The following is a 21,456-nucleotide window of genomic DNA, read 5'->3' as shown; positions in this document are numbered from 1 at the left end:
CAAGCTTTGAATAAATAACTGATTTACTGCTTCAAATTTTATCGCAATAGTTCACTATTCCTCTAAAATTATTCATTGTAAATCAGCTCTTTATTCTAATGTGAGTTTTAAAATTTAAATCGAACTCAGGTTATTATAAAGATGGCTATTGTTATTTGCCTCAAAGAGATGGTGGTTATCAGGTGTTCAATTTTTCAATAAGATTATAAATGTAAAAAGGGGAGCAGAAAGCTCCCCTTTGTATTGTATCTGTTTTAGTTATTTACAACGACTTCAGGTATTCAGTCACATTTTTCTCAACACGACCAACTACCTCTGAAACATCAGCTTTTACAAATTTATCACCTGTAATGCTTTCGTAAAGCTCGATGTAGCGCTCTGATACCTGCTCAACAAAATCATCAGTCATTTCAGGTAATACATCTCCTTCACGCCCCTGGAAATTGTTCTCCATCAACCATTCGCGCACAAACTCTTTAGACAGCTGCTTCTGGTTTTCACCTTTTTCAAAACGCTCCTGATAACCGTCTGCATAGAAATAACGTGATGAATCAGGTGTATGAATTTCGTCAATCAGGTAAATCTGACCATCTTTTTTGCCAAATTCATATTTAGTATCAACGAGGATTAATCCCATTTCTTTGGCAATTTCGCTGCCACGCTTAAACAGAGCTAGCGAAATACGTTCCAGTTCCTTGTATTCTTCTTCTGATACTAAACCTTGTTTGATGATTTCCTCACGTGTAATGTTTTCGTCGTGGGCACCCTGCTCAGCCTTAGTGGTTGGCGTTAGGATAGGCTCAGGGAAAGCCTGGTGTTCCTGCATGCCGTCCGGAATAGGTACACCGCAAATGTCGCGTCCACCATCTTTGTATAAACGCCATGAACTACCAGTCAGGTAACCACGTACAATCATTTCAACCGGATAGGTTTCGCACATATGACCAACCGTTACGTTAGGATCTGGAGTGGCAATCTTCCAGTTAGGAACGATGTCGGCAGTAGCATCCAGAAACTTAGCTGCAATCTGATTTAAAACCTGCCCTTTGTAGGGAATGCCTTTAGGTAACACCACATCAAATGCTGAAATGCGGTCAGAAACAACCATTACCAGGTAGTCATCGTTAATGTTGTAAACGTCGCGTACTTTTCCTTTGTATACGCTTTTTTGTCCCGGAAAATTGTAATCCGTTTTAACAATCGCTTTACTCATAATTATTAGTTTATAATCAATATTAGTTATTCCTTTAGTTTTGTTTATACCCGTTTGGCTGTTTCCTTTCTAAAATTATCTTGATTATTCTTTATCGTATGCTTCCACAATATCCTGAACCAGCTTATGTCGAACAATATCTTTGACGGTAAAGTTCACACGTTCTATTCTTTCAATGCCTTTTAATATGCGCATGGCTTGTACCAGTCCCGACTGCTGCTTGTTGGGCAAATCAATTTGTGTAACGTCTCCTGTTATAATGAATTTGGCAAATTCACCCATACGTGTCAGGAACATCTTCATTTGATTATTGGTAGTGTTCTGTGCCTCATCAAGTATAACACAGGCATTGTTAAGGGTGCGCCCCCTCATGAATGCCAGAGGAGCTATTTGTATAGTGCCATTTTCCATAAACTCTTTCAGCTTCACAGCCGGAATCATATCCTGCAGCGCATCATAAAGAGGTTGTAGATACGGATCGATTTTTTCTTTCATATCGCCTGGCAGAAAGCCAAGTTTTTCTCCGGCTTCAACGGCTGGCCGGCTCAATATAATGCGTCGCACCTTCCTGTTTTTAAGAGCCGCCACCGCCAAGGCAATGGCTACATATGTTTTACCCGACCCTGCCGGTCCAACGGCAAATAACAGGTCGTTGTGCTTGAAGCTTTTAACTAGCTTTTCCTGGTTCTCAGTACGTGCTTTAATGGGTTTGCCACTGGTGCTGAACAGAATGATATCACTGTCACTACTGGCTTCGGTGAGCCTGTCGCCCAGCAATATTTCGTTTAACGATTTTTCGCTGAGCACATTGTAATTGTTGTAGTGTGTCAGCAGCAAATTCACTTTTTCCTCAAAGTCGGCTACCTCTTCTGCATCGCCAATGGCTTTTAGCCAATTACCCCTGGCAACAATGTTCAATTTTGGGAAACGATTTTTTATTTGTTCCAGCTTGGCATTTTTAACCCCCAGGAACTCCACTAAATCAACCGATTCGAGGTAGATTAACTTTTCTATCATAAAGTGGTATAAATCCTTAATTTTGTATTCTGCAAAGTAACAATATTTTTTGCACTTGAGGGCTGACAAATGTGCGATTCATTGCACGATAATTATAAAAAAATCCATAAAATATCTATTCTGATTTTTCAACTAAAACGAAACGCGAAATGAGCCAACACCAACACGAATCGACATTGATTGTATTTAATGAGTTACTGACAATAATGGACGAACTGCGTACTAAATGTCCGTGGGATAAGAAGCAAACCAATGATTCGTTGCGTACGCTCACCATTGAAGAAACATATGAGTTGGCCGATGCTATATTAAAAAATGATCCATCACTGATTAAAAAGGAACTGGGTGATTTGCTGCTACACATCGTATTTTATTCTAAAATTGCTTCGGAAACCAATGCGTTTACTATGACCGATGTAATTAAGGCTCTTAACGAGAAGTTGATATACAGGCATCCGCATATATTTGGTGATGTGGAGGCCAATGATGCAAAAACAGTGGAAGAGAATTGGGAACGATTAAAGCTAAAAGAGAAAGACGGCAATAAATCGGTGCTGGAAGGTGTACCTATGTCACTGCCTGCAATGGTGAAAGCTAATCGTATACAGGATAAAGCACGTGGCGTTGGCTTTGACTGGGAGCACAAAGAGCAGGTTTGGGAAAAGGTGAAAGAGGAGCTGGAAGAGTTAATTGTTGAAGTGGAAGCACATGATGAAGATAAGATGGAGGCTGAGTTTGGAGATTTGCTGTTTTCAGTAATAAACGCAGCTCGCTTATACGGTGTTAATCCCGAAAATGCTTTGGAGAGAACCAATCGCAAGTTTATTAAGCGATTTAATTACCTGGAAGAGAAGACGCTAAAGGTGGGGAAGGATTTAAAAGCCATGAGCCTGGCCGAAATGGATGAGATATGGGAAGAAGCCAAAAAGCTGTAATGCGATATTTTTGACGAATGGCCTGGTGTAACTTTGGTATTAAACAGTATCAGAAGCTGTAATAATTCTGCAAATAAAGTACCTGATTTATTGGAAAGGATATACGGGGTTGATATGTAGAGGTTTGGTGGGGTGGTGGATGTTCTTGTTAAATATTAATAGAATTTAAAAAGGTAAATTATATCAATTATTAATGATGGCTCAGGTTGTTTTATCAAACAAATACATACTTTAGTCATAAAAAAACATCCATTCGTCAATAACGGATAACATACCAGGCCAAACCACAGTAAACCCAAGTGAATTCACAATTCAATTTAAACACTCAAAGAAACTGAAACGGACGGTTTCTTAAAACACCCAACACTATTCAACATCCTTTTACCTCTGCAGCCAAGTTCTAACCCAAGAGAAACTGCAGAGGTTTTTTTATGCCCCTTCCATTACAAATACTGCAAAAGGAAGCGGTTCCGAAGACCAATAATGCTTGCCTGCTATCATTCAATGGGCTTTCCGGTTACCGGTATCAATGCTGACTGCTCTACAGGTACATTCGTGGTGCCGGCAATGGCTGCCTGCTACTGTACACCATCATTCCGGTTGCCCCAATGGGTATCTGCAGCAGTTGACATACATGCATGGCGCCCAGCATGCCCACCTACAGCAGACGGAGGCCTTCCCGGTTGCCCAAACCCGGTTGAACGTCTCAACAATAGCCATTCTGGTAACCCGGAAGCACCTGTGCGTGCCAACAATGGCCTTCGCGGCTGCCCAAAGGCCCATCAACAGCAGACGGAGGCCTTCCTGGTTGCCCAAACCCGCTTGATCGTCGCAACAATGGTCATTTTGGTAACCCTAAAGCCATAGTACGTGCCAACAATGGCCTTCGCGGCTGCCCAAAGGCCCATCTACAGCAGACGTAGGCCTTCCTGGTTGCCCAAACCTGGTTGATCGTCGCAACAATGGTTATTCAGGTAGCCCGGAAGCTTGTCTGGGTTAGGCAGAAGTTAGTAGGCAGAAGGCAGTAGTCAGTGGTCAGTGGTCAGTAGTCAGTAGTCAGAAACCCTAAACCCATCAACCACTAATGCAGTATTTCAATCAATATCGGTTTAAGTCCGCTGAAGAAGAACTCAACAGCAATTACCATCACAATAAGGCCCATTAGGCGCATTAGCACATTATTACCGGTTTCGCCCAGCGCTTTAATAATTCGGCTGGAGCTTAATAATATGAAGTAGGTGAGAAGCACCACCAATGCTAAAGCAGCAATCAGTACAGCAGCGCCAGTCATACCACCAGCATCTTCCATTAATACAATGGCATTGGTGATGGCGCCCGGCCCGGCAATCATAGGAATAGCCATGGGTGTGATGGAAATGTCATTCACGTATTTCTTAACTTCCGAATCTTTCAGCTTCACCTTGGTGAGGCGTGCCTGTAGCATATCCATGCCCATGATAAAGAAGATGACCCCGCCAACAATGCGAAAGCTATTCACCGAAATACCGAAGAACTTAAAAAGCAGCTGTCCGGATAGGGCAAAGGCCACAATGATAATGAAACCGACCAAAGAGGCTTTCTTAGCTGTTCGAGCCCTGTCTTTCGGCGTTAGGTCAGCACTCATGGTCATAAATATGGGCATCACGCCCAGCGGGTTGATAAGCGTAAAGAAAGAGGTAAACGCTAAAATGCCAAGGGTAATCAGTTCGTTCATTGTTTTTAGTGGCAAATGTATCAAGCATAAGCCTAACTTTATTTCAATAAGCGACTGATTTTTATCATAGATGAAAATGTTTTAACATGTTCCGATAGGTTAGTAAATGTTCTGTTATTGAAAAACGTGTGTTCAACATCTAAAAGCATTGCTTACCTTAGGTTCTGCTAAATAAAAATTATAAAATCATGCCCAAGAATTTAGTTTATCTATTTATACTGGTTGTATTGTTTACTTCGTGTAACAGAGCTGAACAATCGGAGAATAAGCAGCCAAACATCCTGTTTATTATGAGTGACGATCATGCCTATCAGGCCATCAGTGCCTATGGTCATCAGCTTAATCATACGCCTAATATTGATCGGCTGGCCAGTGAAGGAGCTATCTTCAAACGGGCCTATGTGACGAATTCGATATGTGCTCCCAGCCGTGCAGTTATGCTCACAGGTAAGCACAGTTTTGTTAATGGCAAGGTCGATAATATGCAGCCCTTTGACTGGGAGCAGGATAACTTTGCCAAACAACTGCAGAAAGCGGGTTACACAACAGCCATGATTGGTAAGATTCATTTGCATGGATTGCCACAAGGATTCGATTATTCCAATGTATTGCCAGGACAGGGACAATATTATAATCCTGATTTTATTGAAAACGGCGTGAAGAAGCAATACCATGGCTATTGCACAACAATCACCACCGAACTGGCGCTTGACTGGTTACAAAATAAGCGACAGAAGGATAAACCTTTTCTGCTGCTGTATCATCAAAAAGCACCCCATCGCTCATGGATGCCTGAACCAAAGTATTTTGAGTTGTTTGATGATAAGGAGTTTGCACCACCCGCTAACTTTTATGATGATTTTAAAGGGCGCCTTGCTGCATCAACTCACGAAATGGGCATACGTGAACATATGGATTTGGCCTACGACCTGAAGCTATTCGATAAGGAAGGTGAACTGGGTGGTCATCTGAGACAAAGCGCCGGTTGGGTTACCAATAGGATGGACTCAGTGCAGCGTGCCCAATGGGATGCCTACTATGATCCCATCATTGAGGATTATAAACAGCGGAACATGGAAGGAGAGGAGCTGGCTCTATGGAAATATAATCGCTACATCAAAGATTATTTGCGCTGCATACAATCGGTTGACGACGGTGTTGGAGAAGTGCTTGATTACCTCAAGGCGGCCGGTTTGGAAGAAAATACCATTGTGGTATATACTTCAGATCAAGGGTTCTATCTGGGTGAACATGGTTGGTTCGATAAGCGGTTTATGTATGAAGAGTCGTTTCGTACGCCTTTGTTAGTGCGTTACCCTAAGGAGATTAAAGCCGGGACAACCGTCAACAAGTTGGTGCAAAACCTCGATTTTGCACCCACCTTTCTGGATTATGCCGGGATTAATGTGCCAGATGATATTCAGGGTGAATCGTTCCGAAAACTGGTAACAGGTGATGACAGCAACTGGCGCGATGCCATTTACTATACTTATTATGAGTATCCGGCCGAGCACCATGTTAAGCGACATTATGGTATTTGTACCGAGCGCTATAAACTCATTCATTTCTATTACGATATTGATCAATGGGAGCTGTATGACTTACAGAATGATCCGGGGGAGATGAATAATATTTACGACCAGGCTGAATATGCGGATGTGCAGCAAATGATGCATGTAAAACTTGTGGAGCTTCGCAAGCAATATGGCGATAGCGATGAGCTCAACCAAATGCATCTCGACCGCTATCTGCAAAAGCGACAAGTCCGGAAGTGATAAAAATCTTATGTTACAGGCTTAGTATCTGAAAAGAAATTTGTATGTTGCCCATGCGTTAATAATAAGGAAGCAGACATGCCATTAAGTAATATCATAAAACATATTCAGGCGGATGAGGAGTTGTGGAATCAGGCCATTCAGCAATGTACTTACTACAAAAGTGGTGAAGTGGTGTATGAGCAGGATACCAATATGAAACATGCCTATTTCGTCAACAAAGGCTTATTGAAAATATACCGTATTGGTTCTAAAGGGGAGCAACAGATAGTACGCCTGGTGAAGGAGGGCGATTTGTTCGGGTTTCATTCACTTTTAGGTGATGAGCCGGAAGTGACTGCCTGCGAAAGCTTAACTGATAGCGAAGTGTGTGTTATCCCCGGTGAGGCATTTAAGCGCGCCATTAGTCAGAATAAAGAACTGGCCGATTTACTGATTAAGAAAACCTGTGATGAATTGAAGAATTCTTACAATTCGCTGGTGGAATTATCTCAACGTACAGTGCGTGGGCGTTTGGCTAATTTGTTGCTTAAATTGCACGAGTTATTTAAAACATCGGCCGATGAGGCCATCCCATTGGTGATTTCGCGGTTGGATATGGCCCGTTGGATTGGCACATCTAAAGAATCGGTTAGTCGTTTGATTACCGAATTTAAAAATGATGGTATCATTCGTTTCGACAGGCGAGAACTGATTATTGCCAATAAAGAAAAGCTGGAAAGAATTATTATGCTGTCGTAATAACAAGAGCTGAAGATTTATTAAAAGGATGGTAATTAATTGATTACCATCCTTTTTTTGTATGCTATTTTTTGTTGAGCGGTAACTCCACCCCAAAGCCTTTTTTCTTATCCTCAAATTTAAGCAGCAGGGCAAATATTAGTCCCAATAAGCTAACAGCTGCAAACATTAAAATGGTGGCCGTGTAGTCCGAAACTTCCGGATTACCAGGATTAGTTGCATCAAGTATAGAGCCGGCAATGATGGGGAAGCCCCATAAACCAAGGTTCTGAATGGAGTACATTAGACCGTAGGCAGTGCCAATCTGGCTATCATCAACCAGCTTTACCATGCTGGGCCACATAGCTGCCGGTACCAGTGAAAAGGCAATGCCTAATAATATGATAGGAGCTTGTGGAGGAAAATAAGTAAGTGCAAATACCAAATGTACAGCCAGTAGAGTAGAAGCTCCAAAAATCATGGCAGTAGCACTTTTCCCCTTACGGTCGATTAACCAGCCAAATAATGGAGTGAAGAACATGGTACCCAAAGGCAGTAATGAAGTTAGTTTACCACTTTCAACAGAAGTAAGGCTAAATTTGTCAGCAAAAAAATCGGGAGCATATGCCAGAAATGGGAATACAGCCGAATAAAACGTAACACATAGTAATGCAATGTAAAGGTAGGCTCTGTTGCCTAATAGTCCTGTAATATCGCGGAATGAGAATGGTTTGCTTGTTACCGTTTCGTTGCTGTCTTTTTCGAGTTGCTTGTCTAGTTTCGCATCTAAAAGCATATAAACGATAAAAGCGAGAAGTCCGGTGCATACCAGTATCGCAGCCAGCCAAATGGCACCTGTCAGGTTAGCGCCTTTATCAGCCACCGCCGGCGAGATATTAAGGGCGGCAAAGGTGCCTAATCGGCCAAATCCTACTTTTAGCCCAAAAGCTAAGGCCAGATTTTTTCCTTTAAACCATTTAACCAGTATCTTACTAATTACAACAATGCTGGTTTCGGCACCCAAGCCAAAGAAGAACCGACCAAGAAGCATCATTTTCAGTTCTGGTGAATAATTAGGCATAAACGAGCTCATAAAGCTGTAACCAATACCTCCGGCCCCATAGTAATCAGATGCACCATAGGCAGTTAAAACGGCTCCAATCGCCATAAAGAATACAAACATAAAACCGGTTCGCCTGATGCCTAACTTATCAAGTATAACCCCACCAATAACAGCCATGAGCAGAAAGGTGTTAGGGACAGAGTAAAAAGAAACGAACAGGCCATAATCTTTATTGGTGAAGTCGAACTCGGCACGAAGCAGGTCTTTTAAGGTTGAAAAGGCATCGTAGAAATAGTAGTTGACTGATAGCACAAAGCCTACCAGCAAGAGAACGCCCCATCGCATGGCGGCTGATTCGTTGAGTGCTTTTTTAAGTGTATTCATTGATAATGAAGTATTGGTTTTGTATTGGGTGGCAAAATAGTGAATTCCATTTTTTTATTGTCTGATATTTGATAGGATACCCTTATTTAGATGAGCATATCTCTAAATCGCTCAAACTCATGTTCGAAATTGGGCGTAAAAATCCCTTTACCCAATTGCTTGTTGATTTCATCAATCGACCAGAAGCGCACCTCATCTACTTCTTGCTCATCAAACTTGAATGGGCCTTTGTGAGCGGTTTTAAAAACAAAAACCATTTCTTTTTCAATGGGGCTCTCCCAAATGTAGCGGGTGATGGCCTGTGCTTTAAAATTCTCCAGTCCTATTTCTTCAAGGGTTTCTCGTTGCAGTGCTAGTTCAATGCTTTCGCCAGTTGATACGTGTCCGCCTACTGCGGTATCCCATTTGCCAGGCTGAACCAGTTTGTTGGCGGGGCGCTTTTGTAGTAGTATCTGCTTATTATAAACAACGTGCAGGTGAACAACAGGGTGCAGCAAAAAAGATTGTTTATGCACATGCGAGCGTGGGGCCGAACCAATGATCTGCCCATCTTCATCGACCAGAGGCAGCCACTCATCCTCTTTTAACTGTTTGCTTTGTCGCTTTTTCTGCCACCACTCGAAAGCCAAAAAGATACCAGCTACTACAATTAATCCGGCACTTCCCAGAAACTTCCACAAGCGTGTGTCATCTAAAAAGGAAGCTGCTATAGTTGCTAGCGAATAGACTAACAGCAGCCAAAAGATGCGTTTCATGCTTTGCTGCATCAGCCAAACCTGATAGGGATTGATGGTCATCTTTTTCATATAGCGCTGGCTCATTTGCAGCATCAGGTTCTGTTTAGTGAAAACAGAGAAGCCTACCAAACCGGTCATCATCAAACTGATAATGCCTGGTTTGAGCATAAAAAAGAGTTCATTGTCAAGCAGGATTGATACAAGACCCAGTGCAATAATAAGTCCAACATCAACTAATATGAAGCGTTCAACCTTTTTACTTTTTGTATACTCAATAAGTAATTCTGTTATTCCGATTATAATGGCCACGATTAAGCCATAGATGGTTCCCCAAATTTCATCAACCACAATGAAGACGATAATAGGCAGAAAGCCGGGTAGGAGCTGTTTGAGAAGTTGTGCTTTATTCATAATTACATTGACCTGAGCTGCGAAGATAACAAACGTAACGTTAATAACGGGTGCTGTATAAAGGTGTAATTCAGGAAGGCTAATCAATCGGATATTTGCGATTATCTGCCCCAGCTATCGACCTTTTTATTACTTTTGTGTACTGATTTTACTGAAACATTACTTATGAACGGTTACACAATTCAGTTACTGATCCCATTTGCCTCCTTTTTATCTTTTATGATGGTGTTTTTATCAATACCAACTATTTTACGGGTGGCGCATTCAAAAAACTTGTTTGATGAGCCCAATAAGCGAAGTGTTCACCGCATGCGCATTCCCACCTTGGGAGGATTGGCCATTTTTATTGGTTTCTTGTTCACCTATTCGCTTTTTGTGGATTGGTTTCAGTTTATTGAAATTCCATTTCTGATACCGGCTCTGCTAATAATTTTTGGCATTGGTATTAAGGATGATATATTGGTGACTGCACCAATGGTAAAGTTAGCTGGTCAGCTTATTGCTGTAATTATAGTAGTAGGTCTGGGAGGTTTGCAAATAACCGATTTTCATGGTTTTTTTGGTCTTCATCCTGATCCTTTCTGGGGCACGGTGCTCACGATTGTGGGAATGGTTTTTATTATCAATGGCTTTAACCTGATTGATGGTATCGATGGCCTGGCTGCCATTACAGGCATTATTACATCCTTGTCGTTTTCGGTTTGGTACTTTATAAATGAAGATTACCACATACCTACACTTGTGGCTGCATTGGTGGGAGGTTTGTTGGCTTTTGCTTACTACAATATTTTCTCAAAGCGCCAGAAGATATTTATGGGTGATACCGGCTCATTGATTTTGGGTTTTCTGATTGCTGTAGTGGCTGTGCACTTCAGTGAGTTTAATCGTCCTGACAATCAGTATAAACTGTTGCACACAATGAATAGTGCACCAGCTGTAGCCATAGCTATTCTTATAGTTCCTATTATTGATACGTTGAGGGTCTTTATGTTGCGGGTAGCACAGGGGAATTCGCCCTTTGCTGCAGACAAAAATCATATTCACCATCGAATGCTGGCTTTGGGTTTTTCTCACCTGCAAATCAGTTTAATTATTGGGTCTATTAATATTGCCTTTGTTATTCTGGCCTTTTCGTTGCGTAACTGGGGTATGTTAAGGCTGAGTATTCTTATTTTGTCTTTAGGCTTTGCAGTGGCTTATATTCCCTCAGTCGTACTATACTATAAGCGACGTCATTTCATCAGACGCTTACGTCAGATGAAGAATCGGAAGTAAACGCCTGAACTGACTTATAATTTTTACCGATTCAGGCTGAATATTGTAAGTGTTTTTAAGGCAAAGAATTTAAACAACTGGTCCCGATCTATGTTATATGTCTTAAGTATTCCGAAGCAATTGACTGCTATTAGTCATGCTAATAAGGGTGCTTAGTAAAAAAGTAGAAGCAAAACATTAACAAGAGTAAAGGCAAACAGGCGCTTATGATTTCTCGGTTATAACGTTTGTAGTTTTTCTCATACACCACTTGAAAAGATAATATATGGAAACATTAGCTGATATAGGCCTGATTGGTTTAGCCGTAATGGGCGAAAATCTGGTACTCAACATGGAAAGTAAAGGGTATCGGGTGGCAGTTTACAACCGTTCAACCGATAAAGTGGATAACTTTATAAATGGTAGAGGTAAGGGTAAAAATATTGTTGGAACCCGTTCAATGGAAGAGTTGGTGGCATCAATCGAGCGCCCTCGAAAAATAATGATGATGATTAAAGCAGGAGCTGCTGTTGATGCTACAATTGACGCTCTGTTGCCTTTGCTGGAACCTGGTGATATTATTATTGACGGAGGTAATACCCATTATCCGGATACCGACCGGCGAGTTAAGTATGTTGAGAGCAAAGGGGTTTATTATATTGGGGCTGGTGTTTCTGGAGGTGAAGAAGGTGCTTTGTTAGGTCCTTCCATCATGCCCGGAGGTTCAAAAGCTGCCTGGCCGTCAGTTAAGCCTGTGTTTCAATCAATCGCCGCCAAAGTAGAGGATGGTTCTCCTTGTTGCGATTGGGTAGGTGAAAATGGAGCCGGTCACTTTGTGAAGATGGTACATAATGGTATTGAATATGGCGATATGCAGTTGATTACAGAAGCCTATCATATCATGAAAGATTTATTGGGCTTATCTGCTGATGAGATGCATGAGGTTTTCAAAGAGTGGAACGAACAGGAGCTGGACTCTTACCTGATTGAAATTACCCGGGATATTATGGCCTATAAGGACGAAGACGGCGCCCCCCTGGTTGAAAAAATCCTGGATAAAGCTGGTCAAAAAGGAACCGGTAAATGGACGGGTATTACAGCGCTTGATTTGGGTGTGCCACTAACCTTGATTGGAGAAGCTGTATTCTCTCGTTGCTTATCTTCGATAAAGGATGAACGAGTGGAGGCATCTCAAATATTAACGGGACCAAAGCCTGTATTTGAAGGTGATAAAAAAGCATTTATTGCGGCAATTAAAGATGCCTTGTATGCTTCAAAGATTGTGTCTTATGCACAAGGATATGCTCTGATGCATGCCGCTGCGCAGGAATATGGCTGGAACCTGAATTATGGTGGTATTGCCTTAATGTGGCGCGGAGGTTGTATCATCAGATCGGCATTTCTTGGAAAGATAAAAGAGGCATTTGATCAGCAGCCAGGTTTAAGTAACTTATTGCTGGATCCATATTTTAAAGCAGCAATTGATAAGGCACAAAGTGGCTGGCGCAAGGTGGTAGCGACAGCTGTAATGAATGGTATTCCCACGCCTGCTTTTGCAACGGCTCTGAGCTATTATGACGGTTACCGTTCGGCCAATTTGCCGGCCAACCTGCTTCAGGCCCAGCGCGATTACTTTGGAGCCCATACTTATGAGCGCATTGATAAACCACGAGGACAGTTTTACCATACTAACTGGACCGGCCGAGGTGGAGATACGGCCAGTACAACTTACAATGTGTAAATAGCTTGTTATAATATTGAAACAGCCCGATTCAAATAGTTGAATCGGGCTGTTTTATATTTATAGGTTTTCAATACACCTGATGTGTGAAATAATACTGCGGGATTTTTTAAGTTGCAACATCTAGCAGGCAGCTTCCTGAGATTATGACTTAACATTTAGGTGCACTATAACTGCTTCATTAGTTCTTTTGAACCTCGGGCCATATAGGTGCTTCTGCTTCGTCGTCCCAGTAAGGTCCCCACTGAATTTCAGTCAAAATATCGTGGTCGAAGAACAGATTGAGGCTAAAATCAGAGTTTGAGGCCAGGCTCTGGTTGGGAATAACATCGGAGGACAAATCCTCAAGTTCAAAATCCCCCAGGTTGAATACCTCCATTTGTTCCATAACTTCACCCTGACTAAGGCCAATCAGATCGATACCTTCAAAAAGGACTTCAGGCGAAGCTGTGGTGATGGATGTTAAGCGCCAGTTACAATCTTCTTCAAACGACAACGATAGGTGATGATCATCATAATGCCAGGCTTCCATGGCTCCCGAATCTTTGTCGCCATCCATTGGCTCTACTTCGCTGGGTTCACCAAGTAGCTGAATGACTTCTGGTCGGCTTAAGCCAAATGTAATATTGTCCAGCCCTTGTCCTAAGGTGATCTCTTTCATTGTGTTGTGTTTAAATGTATTTTTGCAAAAGTAGCTATTTGTCACATGTCTTTGAGCCGTCTGGTAGCTTTTTTTAATGCTTGTTGCTTTTTTGTCTTGAGCCTTCTTTCAATCGATGCTTTGGTAGGCTTTGTTCTCAGGCGCTTTTTTACTGGCTTTAGGGCATCAGATAGCAGGTTGTAAAACTGCTCAATTGCTGCTGCCTTGTTATGTATTTGCGAACGACTCTCCTGGTTGCTGATAATTAGCTCATTATCAGAAGTCAATTTGTTATTTAGTTTTCTTAGTAATACCTGCTTTTCATTATCGGACAGCAAGACGGAGGCATCAATGCTAAAGCGTAGAATAACCTTTGTATTTACTTTATTAACATTTTGCCCGCCAGGACCACTGCTTCTGGTTGCCTGAAAAGTTAATTCAGGCAGAAAATCTCGCTCCCTAATTGTTTTCATCGTATAAAATATTGCATAAAGATATTCATTATGAAATCAGAATACCGTAATTTGGTTTATTTTGTAGGCTCATACAATTCCTATGAAACAATTATTCATAACCCTATATTTCTTTCTTCTGGTGCTTGGTATATCTGCACAGGAATATACCGGTGTGCATAATAGCCCTTATTTGCCGTTTGTTGGCATTGTTCATCAACCGGCCGATTTAACCCGGCATCCGGCAAAGTGGAATATTAACCTGTTGTCTACCAATGTAGGGTTACTACATAATCAGAACTTTGCTTCCCAGGACATTTGGGATGTGCTTGGTAAGGTTGGCTTTGGTGATTTAAAATTCTTTTTGGCTTCTGAAGAATCATTGTTATATGTAAAAGGTCATATGATGGTGCCTTCTATCACTTATAAGCTGAATGATAAACACTCATTTGGTGTTACCGTAAGTGTGCGCGCCGATGGTATTTATAACTCGTCTAATGATGATTTCATCAATATATTCAAAGGCATCCATAATCCTGAAGGCTTAAAGGATATTAAAGACGAGTATTTTCGCTCGTTATTAAATAGTTGGGTTGAGTATGGATTTGCATGGTCATCAACTTTAGTAAAGGATGAAAACAGATGGCTAAGCGGTGGTCTGGTATTTAAGGTACTGCAAGGTTCTGGTGCCGGATATCTTGAAATGGATGGAATTGATGTCATGTTTGACAAAGAGCATATTGCTCATTTCAACATGGATATGTCATATGGTTTTAATGAGAGTCTTAGCAAAACAGTTGATGGTGGTGATATTGTTGAACAATCTGGTGATTTGGGATTTGGTTTGGATTTAGGCGTGAGTTACTCATATTTACCCGACCATCTTGTGGGCGTGAAGGGTGTCCCTTATCGCTATAAATTGGGTTTTGTAGTGGCTGATATAGGTCAGATTCATCATCGAGACATAAAAGATCAGGCTTCATACAATGTTAAAATGGAAGATGTGCCTTATAGTCGATTTACGGGTATAACAACTATTGAGGCATTAAAGGACTCGATTGAGAAATCGATAGATTTTGAAGAAAGGCTTGGTGGTAGTTTTAGAACTAATCTGCCCCTTACAGTGAGGGCTGATGCAGACTATTGTCTAGCTCCTAACTGGTTTGTTAGTGGTAGTTTAGTTATGAAACCAAACTACTATAATTCATTGGTTAATATTGTGTCAAAGACTGCTTGGCGCGGCAACATAACCGGTCGTTATGAGTCTTCTAAATGGGGTGCTTATTTGCCAATTACGTATTCAAATATATTAAAATGGGATATCGGTCTGTCTGCCAGGTATAGGAACTTTTTTATTGGTTCATCAACGGTTATAGGCAACCTGCTAAATATTGCCGACAAACAGACGCTCATATATTTGGGGGTATCAATCCCAATTGGTTCAACAGTTAGTAATTAGGTGTAAGATATCTATCGCTAATTGCTTGCCGGAGCAATAGCATATTCCTTTATGATTCATAAATGTAGAATCGTGACGGTTGAGATCCAGTTCTTCTTTATTAAAGCTATTGGCATAAGCACCTATTTCGTTAAAAATGCAGGCCGATGCGGCATAATCCCACAAGCTGCCTCCTCCATCTTCTTTTTTCGGTAACTTAAAATAAACAGCTGGCGCATTTTCCAAAACCCACATAGCGTTCATGGCAGCTCCGCCATGGCAGATAATGTTTAGATTATCATGGCTAAAGCGCCTTAGTTTGCTGATAATTTTACTATAACCTTCATGCTGTTTGAAGCTGCGATCGCAAACTAATGTTAATGATTCAGATGGCTCATTGGTTGTCCATGGCAACTGATTTTTATACACCCCTTGTCCTTTTATGGCATGGTAAAGCGTTGAGTCAACCGGATTGTAGATCACTCCAATATGAGGAATACCCAGCTTGTCAACCAATGCAATGGAAACTGCATAACCATCGGTTTGTTCAATAAACGGCAGCGTACCATCCAATGGGTCGATGCACCAGAAATAGTCCTTCTCAAAGCGACTTCCGTCATCAGCTGTTTCTTCGCTAAGCAGTGCCAGGTCATATTTTTCTATTGATGGCCGTAAGGCTTTCAGAATGATTTGTTCGCTGGCCAAATCAACTTCTGTAAATACCTGTGATGCTAAACTATCGCCTCCTTCTTTCTGATGAACGGCTAGCTTTTCCTGGCTACGTTGTTTGATTAGCTCACCGGCCTGTGTGGCGGCCTGAATAGCGCAAGAGGCTAATTCGTTTATTTGCAGGGGGGGTAATAACATCTTATTGGGCTTTGTTTAATTGCGTCATCACTTCGCGGGCCAGGCGCTCGCTATAGCTGTTAATTTTCCAGTGATCGGGGCTCCAGCCTTTTAGGAAGCGGTGAAAATCGGTCCAGGCAACCGGGTATAGCTCACGCCATTCCTGTTCAAGTTCTTCGAAGTCAAAATCCGTATGTTTTTCGGATACAGCAGTTCTTAAAGCATCGAAGTAGGAGTCAAGAATCTGTTTCTCCATGCTTTCGCAATCATCCTCATACAAACAACTACCAACAAAATAGGCAACATCCTTCATGCCACAACCACCTCCCACATATTGAAAATCTACCGCAGCTACTCTCTTGCCATCTTCGGAAAAGCAGAAGTTAGCCAGCTTCGCGTCGCCATGCACAAATGTCTGATATTGGCAGTTGTTCAGTAACTGGTCGATAGCCGGTGCTGCAGCTTTCAGCCTGGTATCATCCATGACGTTCAGTTCATCCGGGCGGGTATCCAAATGCCAGTATGTACCTACTTCCCATAGTTTATCAGGTGCTAGTTGTAAGAATGAAGCATGGAAATTTGCCAGCCAACGTAAGCAGGTTTTGATTTCTGTCTGACTAACACTATTCATTCGCCTGGAGAAACCTGACGCATTTAAGTCCTCCATTACCATTACTACTTCTTCGCCAACGTGATTTAACGCCAGGATGTGAGGTGTACGGCAATTATCGTCACAATCCCTATTCCAGAATTCATACCAGGCTGTTTCTACTTTATAGGATTTCAATTTGCGCTGATGTGAGAGGTTTGTATTCCAGCCTCTTGGATGCTTATTGGTATCCGGTAGTTTAACGTGCTTCACCACAACGCTATTGTGTTCACCTCCTTGCAGCTTTACTCTTATTATCTGGCCATAGCCGCTCCATAGGTTCTGGATGATTTCGGTATGGATAATACCTTGTGCACCGGTGGCTTGTAATATAATGTCTGTCAACTGTTGATTCATGTCTGCCCTTGATAATTGAGGCGCAAAGATACTATTTTGCTTTTTTATGCTTCAAGCATTGCCTTAAGCACCTTGTAATCGGTTTTGCCGGTGCCCAATACAGGTATCTCATCAATGCTGATAACTTCGCGAAGTTTCGCAATGGGAGCCACCCCATTTTGGAGTAAATGCTCATTGGCTTCTTTCAGGTCAATGTTATCTTTTGTAAATAATGCGATGCGCGGTGGCTGGCTCTTGTCGCTGCCCTCCACTGCCAATACTTGTTCATCATCTCGTCCGTATTTGTCGAGCAGTATTTTTTCGATGAATGGCAGGCTTATCATCTCACCGGCAATTTTTATAAACCGCTTGAGACGCCCTGTAATAAACAGGTAACCTTCCTCATCCATATATCCCAGGTCGCCTGTTTTGTAATAGCATTTCCCATCAATGGTCTCAAACGGATGCAGTTCCGGTTGGTTCAAATAGCCATCAAACACATTTGGGCCGCTTACATATATCATTCCTGATTGCCCGGCAGGCAGCGCTTCGTTGGTTTCTAAATTCAGGATCTTAGCTTCAATGCCTGGCAGAAACCGGCCAACGCTATTGAGTTTTTGTTTGACCTGGGGATTTAGCGTTAGCACGGGAGAACATTCAGTAATACCATACCCTTCGAGGATGAGTCCGCTATCGGTGACTGCTTCAAAATGTTCTTTTAAGGATACGGGCATAGCTTCGGCACCTGATATAGCAAATTTCACCGATTTAAATGCATAGGCAGCACTGGTGCCCTCAGCCAGTAAAAGCTTCAGGAAGCCGGGTGTGCCAACCAATACATTGGCTTTGATGTGTTTCAGAATGCGCAGTACTTCGCGCGAATCAGTTGGGTTGGGTGTATAGCCCACTTTTATAGCTGTAAGCAACGGCATAATGTTGAGTACTGTAAAGCCAAAGCTGTGAAATGGTGGCAGAAACGATAGAAATACCTGGTTATTATCGATGTCAACCAGCTGGAATGCTGCTGATAGATTGCTGACGATATTGGTGTGTGATAATGGCACCGCTTTGGGCAGGGCCTCGCTACCCGATGTAAAGAGGATAACCGCGGTGTCCGGTTTGTTTTTAGTATTAATCAAAAGCTGTGGGAATTTAGCATTTAGGGCTCCTTTAAGCTTCGTAATTAGTGATATCTGAGGTACTTTCTTTTCGAGTAGAATGATCTTATTCTTTATTTCCTCAGGAAGCTGTTCATCAATCTTATCAACAAATGCTCCCGCTGAAAGTATAGTCTGAACGCCTGTCGTTGTCAGGCAGTGCAGAAGTACTTTCTTACCAACTGTCCAGTTAAGCATTACCGGTATTTTACCGGCCAGGTAAGAGGCAGCAATCAACAGGGTAGTACTTTGTAAGGCGGGCAGTAAAATACCCACGTGGTCCTCTTTGATTTCTTTTTTGAGCAACTCGGCCACTACGCATGCCTTTAAAAAGAACTCTTTACGGGTTGTGGAGCCAAGCATGGCATCGTAGCAAAACGGATCATTTCCATGTTTGGAAAAGGCGTTGATGAACTGCTGAAGTATGGTGCCGTTATTGCTAATAGTCAGTCGCTTTACTTCGCTAAGAGGACGCTGCAGTGTGGAAGGTTTCAGATCACTCTCACTTTTAAATTGCCCCATTGCTACCAGGCATAAATCTTCAATGGTCTTTATGTCATTGATTTGAGGAGCCGAGAAGCTAGGAAACTGATTCTCCACCTCAGATATGATTTCCACAATATTAAGCGAGTCTGCGCCTAAATCCAATTGTAAGTAGCTTTTTTGCTGAATGGTCTGTGCATCTATTTCCAGGATGGATGCTATACAGGCTTGTACCTTTGAAAAAACAGCACTAGGTATTGTTACATTGGATGCTGATGATTGTTTTTTTAATACTTTATCTGAACCTGCAATCTTTTCTGGCAGTTCTCTTTTTACTGGAGGTGCTATGAAGTGATAGCGGATGTAGGATACTGCTTCTTCTCCTTTTATATTATAAATACTCTCCAGGTAACGGTTAAACTCCGCTTTACCCTCACGACTTTTGGCTCTTGATTCAGCAGTAACATTAACGAATTCAATATTAATCGTTCTTCGAGGCATAAAAAACAGCAGGTTTGACAACACAAGCCCAACTGATTTAAACAGAGTAGGGAAGAACGAAGGAGATTGGCCCATCCATGCCTTTGACCAGCGGCTGCCCCACAGTCCTGAAATGCGAACGGCTATTACTTCTGCACCATCCGGCATATTTTGAACGCTTAATTGTGCGCTTTGTTTATTGATAATGCGTTCGTAGCCCTGGGCTGCAATCTTACCACTGGGGTATAGAACGATATTTTTGTTCATCATCAGTCCTTTGTCAACCGATGATACAATTTGTTCCAACACATTGGTGTTGCGGCTGCCGCCTTCGAGGTCACTTACACGTACAGCTCCCCATGCTTTGAACAGCCATTTGGCAACAGGGATATCAAAGTAGGAGGCCAGCATTACGGGTACTGCTGTTGTGTATTTGTACAAATAGGCAAACAGCAGAATGGGATCCATAATGGCCTGGTGATTCGGCAGAATCAGTTTGGCTGATTGGCTGTTTAGCGTTTCCCACCCCTTTACGTTTACTTTGTATCGAGCTCCAAGTATAAAACGCAGGAGGGCAAACAGTACTTTGGCTATGCCTATTATGATTGGATGATGTTGTTTCATGCTTATGAAATTAATGCTAGTCAAATGTTTGTATATCTGGTCTTATATAACGTTGTGTAGTTGTTATGATCTTCTGTCTTCCGTCTTCCGACCTTTGTTTAACAACTACAATGCCTTCAGTTTGTTGGCACCTGGAATACGCAGCCATGCGACAATTGTGATGATAAGCGTAATAACTGCAACGGCTGCAAACACCATAAGTGAGTTGGCCATTGTTTCAACCAATCCAAAAATACCTGCTGATAACAGGATAAAGGTAAACAGCATTAGGTTGTTATAAGCAAGTATTAGTCCCAGCTTACGCCCGTGCACGCGATCCTGAATAAACGAATTTAAAGGTATTTTAAAGATACCGGCAAAAAAGGCTGTCAAAACAATTAAAACAGTGAACAATATGGTAGAAGGGTTGACGATGAAGATGGTGGAAACACACAGTAACATGCCTGTTCCGCCAATCGGTACCAGGTACATCTTCAGCTTCTTGTTGGAGATAACACCAGTCATGTAGCAACCAGCTCCAATGCCAACGGCTACCAATGCCATAATGGTGCTGGTGGCGGTATCTGATAGTTGAAGCACATTACGGCAGTGCACTGTGATGTTCATCTGCAGTAAAGAACCAATGGCCCAAAAAGTAGCCAGACCAATAATGACAATATTCAAACCCTTAATCTGCTTGCTCCATTTATAAGATCGAATGAGGAAAAGAATCGGATTGAGCGTTGTTTCATCTTCATCATCAGGTACCGTTTCTTTTGGAGCGATTTTTAAGCTGAAAAGCCAACCTAATAAAGCAAAGAAAATAAGGGCAGCACATACGATGAGGGTTCTGTATGTCGATAAGGACTCAATCAGGCTGATGTCAGATGTGACACCGGCTATGTATGTTCCAATAAGTACACCCATAAACGTAAGCATTTCCATAGCACCGGTACCGAATGGAATCCCTTCTTTACCACCAATATCACGAATGATGCCGTATTTGGCCGGTGAGAATAAGCAACTTTGCAAGCCCATCAGAAAAATGGCAAACATGGTGATGGTTACACTCTGAAGGATGAAACCGACTGATGCAATGGCCATGATTGGTATTTCATACAGTTTTGCCCGTTGGATAATTTTGGCTTTAGAATGATCGCGTGCCAGCTTGCCGGCAATAGGCGAAAAAGCTATATATGGAAGTACAAACAAGGCTGATGCCAGCATGATGACGATGGACTCCTGATCTTTCATCATCCACGTGGTGGAGATGAAAAATACCAGGTATTTAAGGTAGTTATCGTTCAGTACACCTAAAAAGTTGGTGATGAAAAGAGGGAGCCAGCTTGTTTTGACTGATTTATTCATAGCAAATGGTTTAATTAAGGGGTAAGTACAATAATGTGAC

17 protein-coding genes are annotated in these 21,456 nt (G+C 42.0%); 6 read left to right on the top strand and 11 right to left on the bottom strand.

Features of this window, described 5'->3' with window-relative positions; genetic code table 11:
- Positions 1-262: 262 nt before the first annotated feature.
- The gene (locus KEM09_RS13255) at positions 263-1,213 is read right to left on the bottom strand and encodes a phosphoribosylaminoimidazolesuccinocarboxamide synthase (RefSeq protein WP_212228991.1); all 951 of its coding nucleotides are present in this window, start codon (positions 1,211-1,213) and stop codon (positions 263-265) included.
- An 84-nt stretch (positions 1,214-1,297) separates the two neighbouring features.
- Complete coding sequence (locus KEM09_RS13250) at positions 1,298-2,230, bottom strand: PhoH family protein (protein ID WP_212192732.1); 933 nt, start codon at positions 2,228-2,230, stop codon at positions 1,298-1,300.
- Between the two features lie 149 nt (positions 2,231-2,379).
- On the opposite strand from KEM09_RS13250, the gene mazG reads away from it, so the two are divergent.
- The gene (gene mazG / locus KEM09_RS13245) at positions 2,380-3,165 is read left to right on the top strand and encodes a nucleoside triphosphate pyrophosphohydrolase (protein WP_212228990.1); all 786 of its coding nucleotides are present in this window, start codon (positions 2,380-2,382) and stop codon (positions 3,163-3,165) included.
- A 1,081-nt stretch (positions 3,166-4,246) separates the two neighbouring features.
- On the opposite strand, the gene KEM09_RS13240 is transcribed toward mazG, so the two are convergent.
- On the bottom strand, positions 4,247-4,879 hold the full coding sequence (locus tag KEM09_RS13240) for a MarC family protein (RefSeq protein WP_212228989.1): 633 nt from the start codon (positions 4,877-4,879) through the stop codon (positions 4,247-4,249).
- A gap of 188 nt (positions 4,880-5,067) precedes the next feature.
- Between KEM09_RS13240 and KEM09_RS13235 the strand changes: the two genes are divergently transcribed.
- The gene (locus KEM09_RS13235; protein WP_212228988.1) at positions 5,068-6,654 is read left to right on the top strand and encodes a sulfatase family protein; all 1,587 of its coding nucleotides are present in this window, start codon (positions 5,068-5,070) and stop codon (positions 6,652-6,654) included.
- 78 nt (positions 6,655-6,732) lie between these two features.
- Positions 6,733-7,395, top strand: coding sequence for a Crp/Fnr family transcriptional regulator (locus KEM09_RS13230; RefSeq protein WP_212228987.1), 663 nt, complete (start codon positions 6,733-6,735; stop codon positions 7,393-7,395).
- 64 nt (positions 7,396-7,459) lie between these two features.
- Here KEM09_RS13230 and KEM09_RS13225 read toward each other — a convergent pair whose 3' ends face one another.
- Positions 7,460-8,821, bottom strand: coding sequence for an MFS transporter (locus KEM09_RS13225; protein ID WP_212228986.1), 1,362 nt, complete (start codon positions 8,819-8,821; stop codon positions 7,460-7,462).
- An 86-nt stretch (positions 8,822-8,907) separates the two neighbouring features.
- Positions 8,908-9,969 (bottom strand): NUDIX domain-containing protein, encoded by a 1,062-nt coding sequence (locus KEM09_RS13220; protein WP_212228985.1) that lies wholly within the window; start codon positions 9,967-9,969, stop codon positions 8,908-8,910.
- Between the two features lie 165 nt (positions 9,970-10,134).
- On the opposite strand from KEM09_RS13220, the gene KEM09_RS13215 reads away from it, so the two are divergent.
- Both KEM09_RS13215 and gnd read left to right on the top strand, forming a co-directional pair.
- Positions 10,135-11,244 carry a glycosyltransferase family 4 protein gene (locus KEM09_RS13215; protein ID WP_212228984.1) on the top strand — a complete coding sequence of 370 codons (1,110 nt, stop codon included), beginning with the start codon at positions 10,135-10,137 and terminating at the stop codon, positions 11,242-11,244.
- A gap of 265 nt (positions 11,245-11,509) precedes the next feature.
- Positions 11,510-12,964 (top strand): decarboxylating NADP(+)-dependent phosphogluconate dehydrogenase, encoded by a 1,455-nt coding sequence (gnd, locus tag KEM09_RS13210; protein ID WP_212228982.1) that lies wholly within the window; start codon positions 11,510-11,512, stop codon positions 12,962-12,964.
- Positions 12,965-13,145: 181 nt separating this feature from the next.
- On the opposite strand, the gene KEM09_RS13205 is transcribed toward gnd, so the two are convergent.
- Together KEM09_RS13205 and arfB are read right to left on the bottom strand one after the other, a co-directional pair.
- Positions 13,146-13,625, bottom strand: a complete 480-nt coding sequence (locus KEM09_RS13205) for a hypothetical protein (RefSeq protein WP_212228981.1) — start codon at positions 13,623-13,625, stop codon at positions 13,146-13,148.
- Between the two features lie 41 nt (positions 13,626-13,666).
- Positions 13,667-14,077 carry an alternative ribosome rescue aminoacyl-tRNA hydrolase ArfB gene (gene arfB, locus KEM09_RS13200; protein WP_212228979.1) on the bottom strand — a complete coding sequence of 137 codons (411 nt, stop codon included), beginning with the start codon at positions 14,075-14,077 and terminating at the stop codon, positions 13,667-13,669.
- An 82-nt stretch (positions 14,078-14,159) separates the two neighbouring features.
- Between arfB and KEM09_RS13195 the strand changes: the two genes are divergently transcribed.
- Positions 14,160-15,515 (top strand): DUF5723 family protein, encoded by a 1,356-nt coding sequence (locus tag KEM09_RS13195; protein ID WP_212228977.1) that lies wholly within the window; start codon positions 14,160-14,162, stop codon positions 15,513-15,515.
- On the opposite strand, the gene KEM09_RS13190 is transcribed toward KEM09_RS13195, so the two are convergent.
- The 4 genes from KEM09_RS13190 to KEM09_RS13175 all read right to left on the bottom strand — a co-directional run bounded on the left by KEM09_RS13190 (position 15,498) and on the right by KEM09_RS13175 (position 21,416).
- The gene (locus KEM09_RS13190) at positions 15,498-16,361 is read right to left on the bottom strand and encodes a 3'(2'),5'-bisphosphate nucleotidase CysQ family protein (protein WP_212228975.1); all 864 of its coding nucleotides are present in this window, start codon (positions 16,359-16,361) and stop codon (positions 15,498-15,500) included. The two genes, KEM09_RS13195 and KEM09_RS13190, sit on opposite strands and share 18 nt — an antisense overlap.
- 1 nt (position 16,362) lies before the next feature.
- Entirely contained in the window at positions 16,363-17,346 is a 984-nt protein-coding gene (locus KEM09_RS13185; protein WP_212228973.1) for an oxidoreductase family protein, read from the bottom strand.
- Between the two features lie 44 nt (positions 17,347-17,390).
- The gene (locus tag KEM09_RS13180; RefSeq protein ID WP_212228971.1) at positions 17,391-20,069 is read right to left on the bottom strand and encodes an AMP-binding protein; all 2,679 of its coding nucleotides are present in this window, start codon (positions 20,067-20,069) and stop codon (positions 17,391-17,393) included.
- 105 nt (positions 20,070-20,174) lie between these two features.
- On the bottom strand, positions 20,175-21,416 hold the full coding sequence (locus tag KEM09_RS13175) for an MFS transporter (protein WP_212228969.1): 1,242 nt from the start codon (positions 21,414-21,416) through the stop codon (positions 20,175-20,177).
- Between the last annotated feature and the right edge of the window lie 40 nt (positions 21,417-21,456).

Source organism: Carboxylicivirga mesophila (assembly GCF_018271975.1).
Lineage (GTDB): Bacteria > Bacteroidota > Bacteroidia > Bacteroidales > Marinilabiliaceae > Carboxylicivirga > Carboxylicivirga mesophila.
Note: the sequence above shows the minus strand (reverse complement) of the source record. Positions and strands in the feature narration are given on the sequence as shown.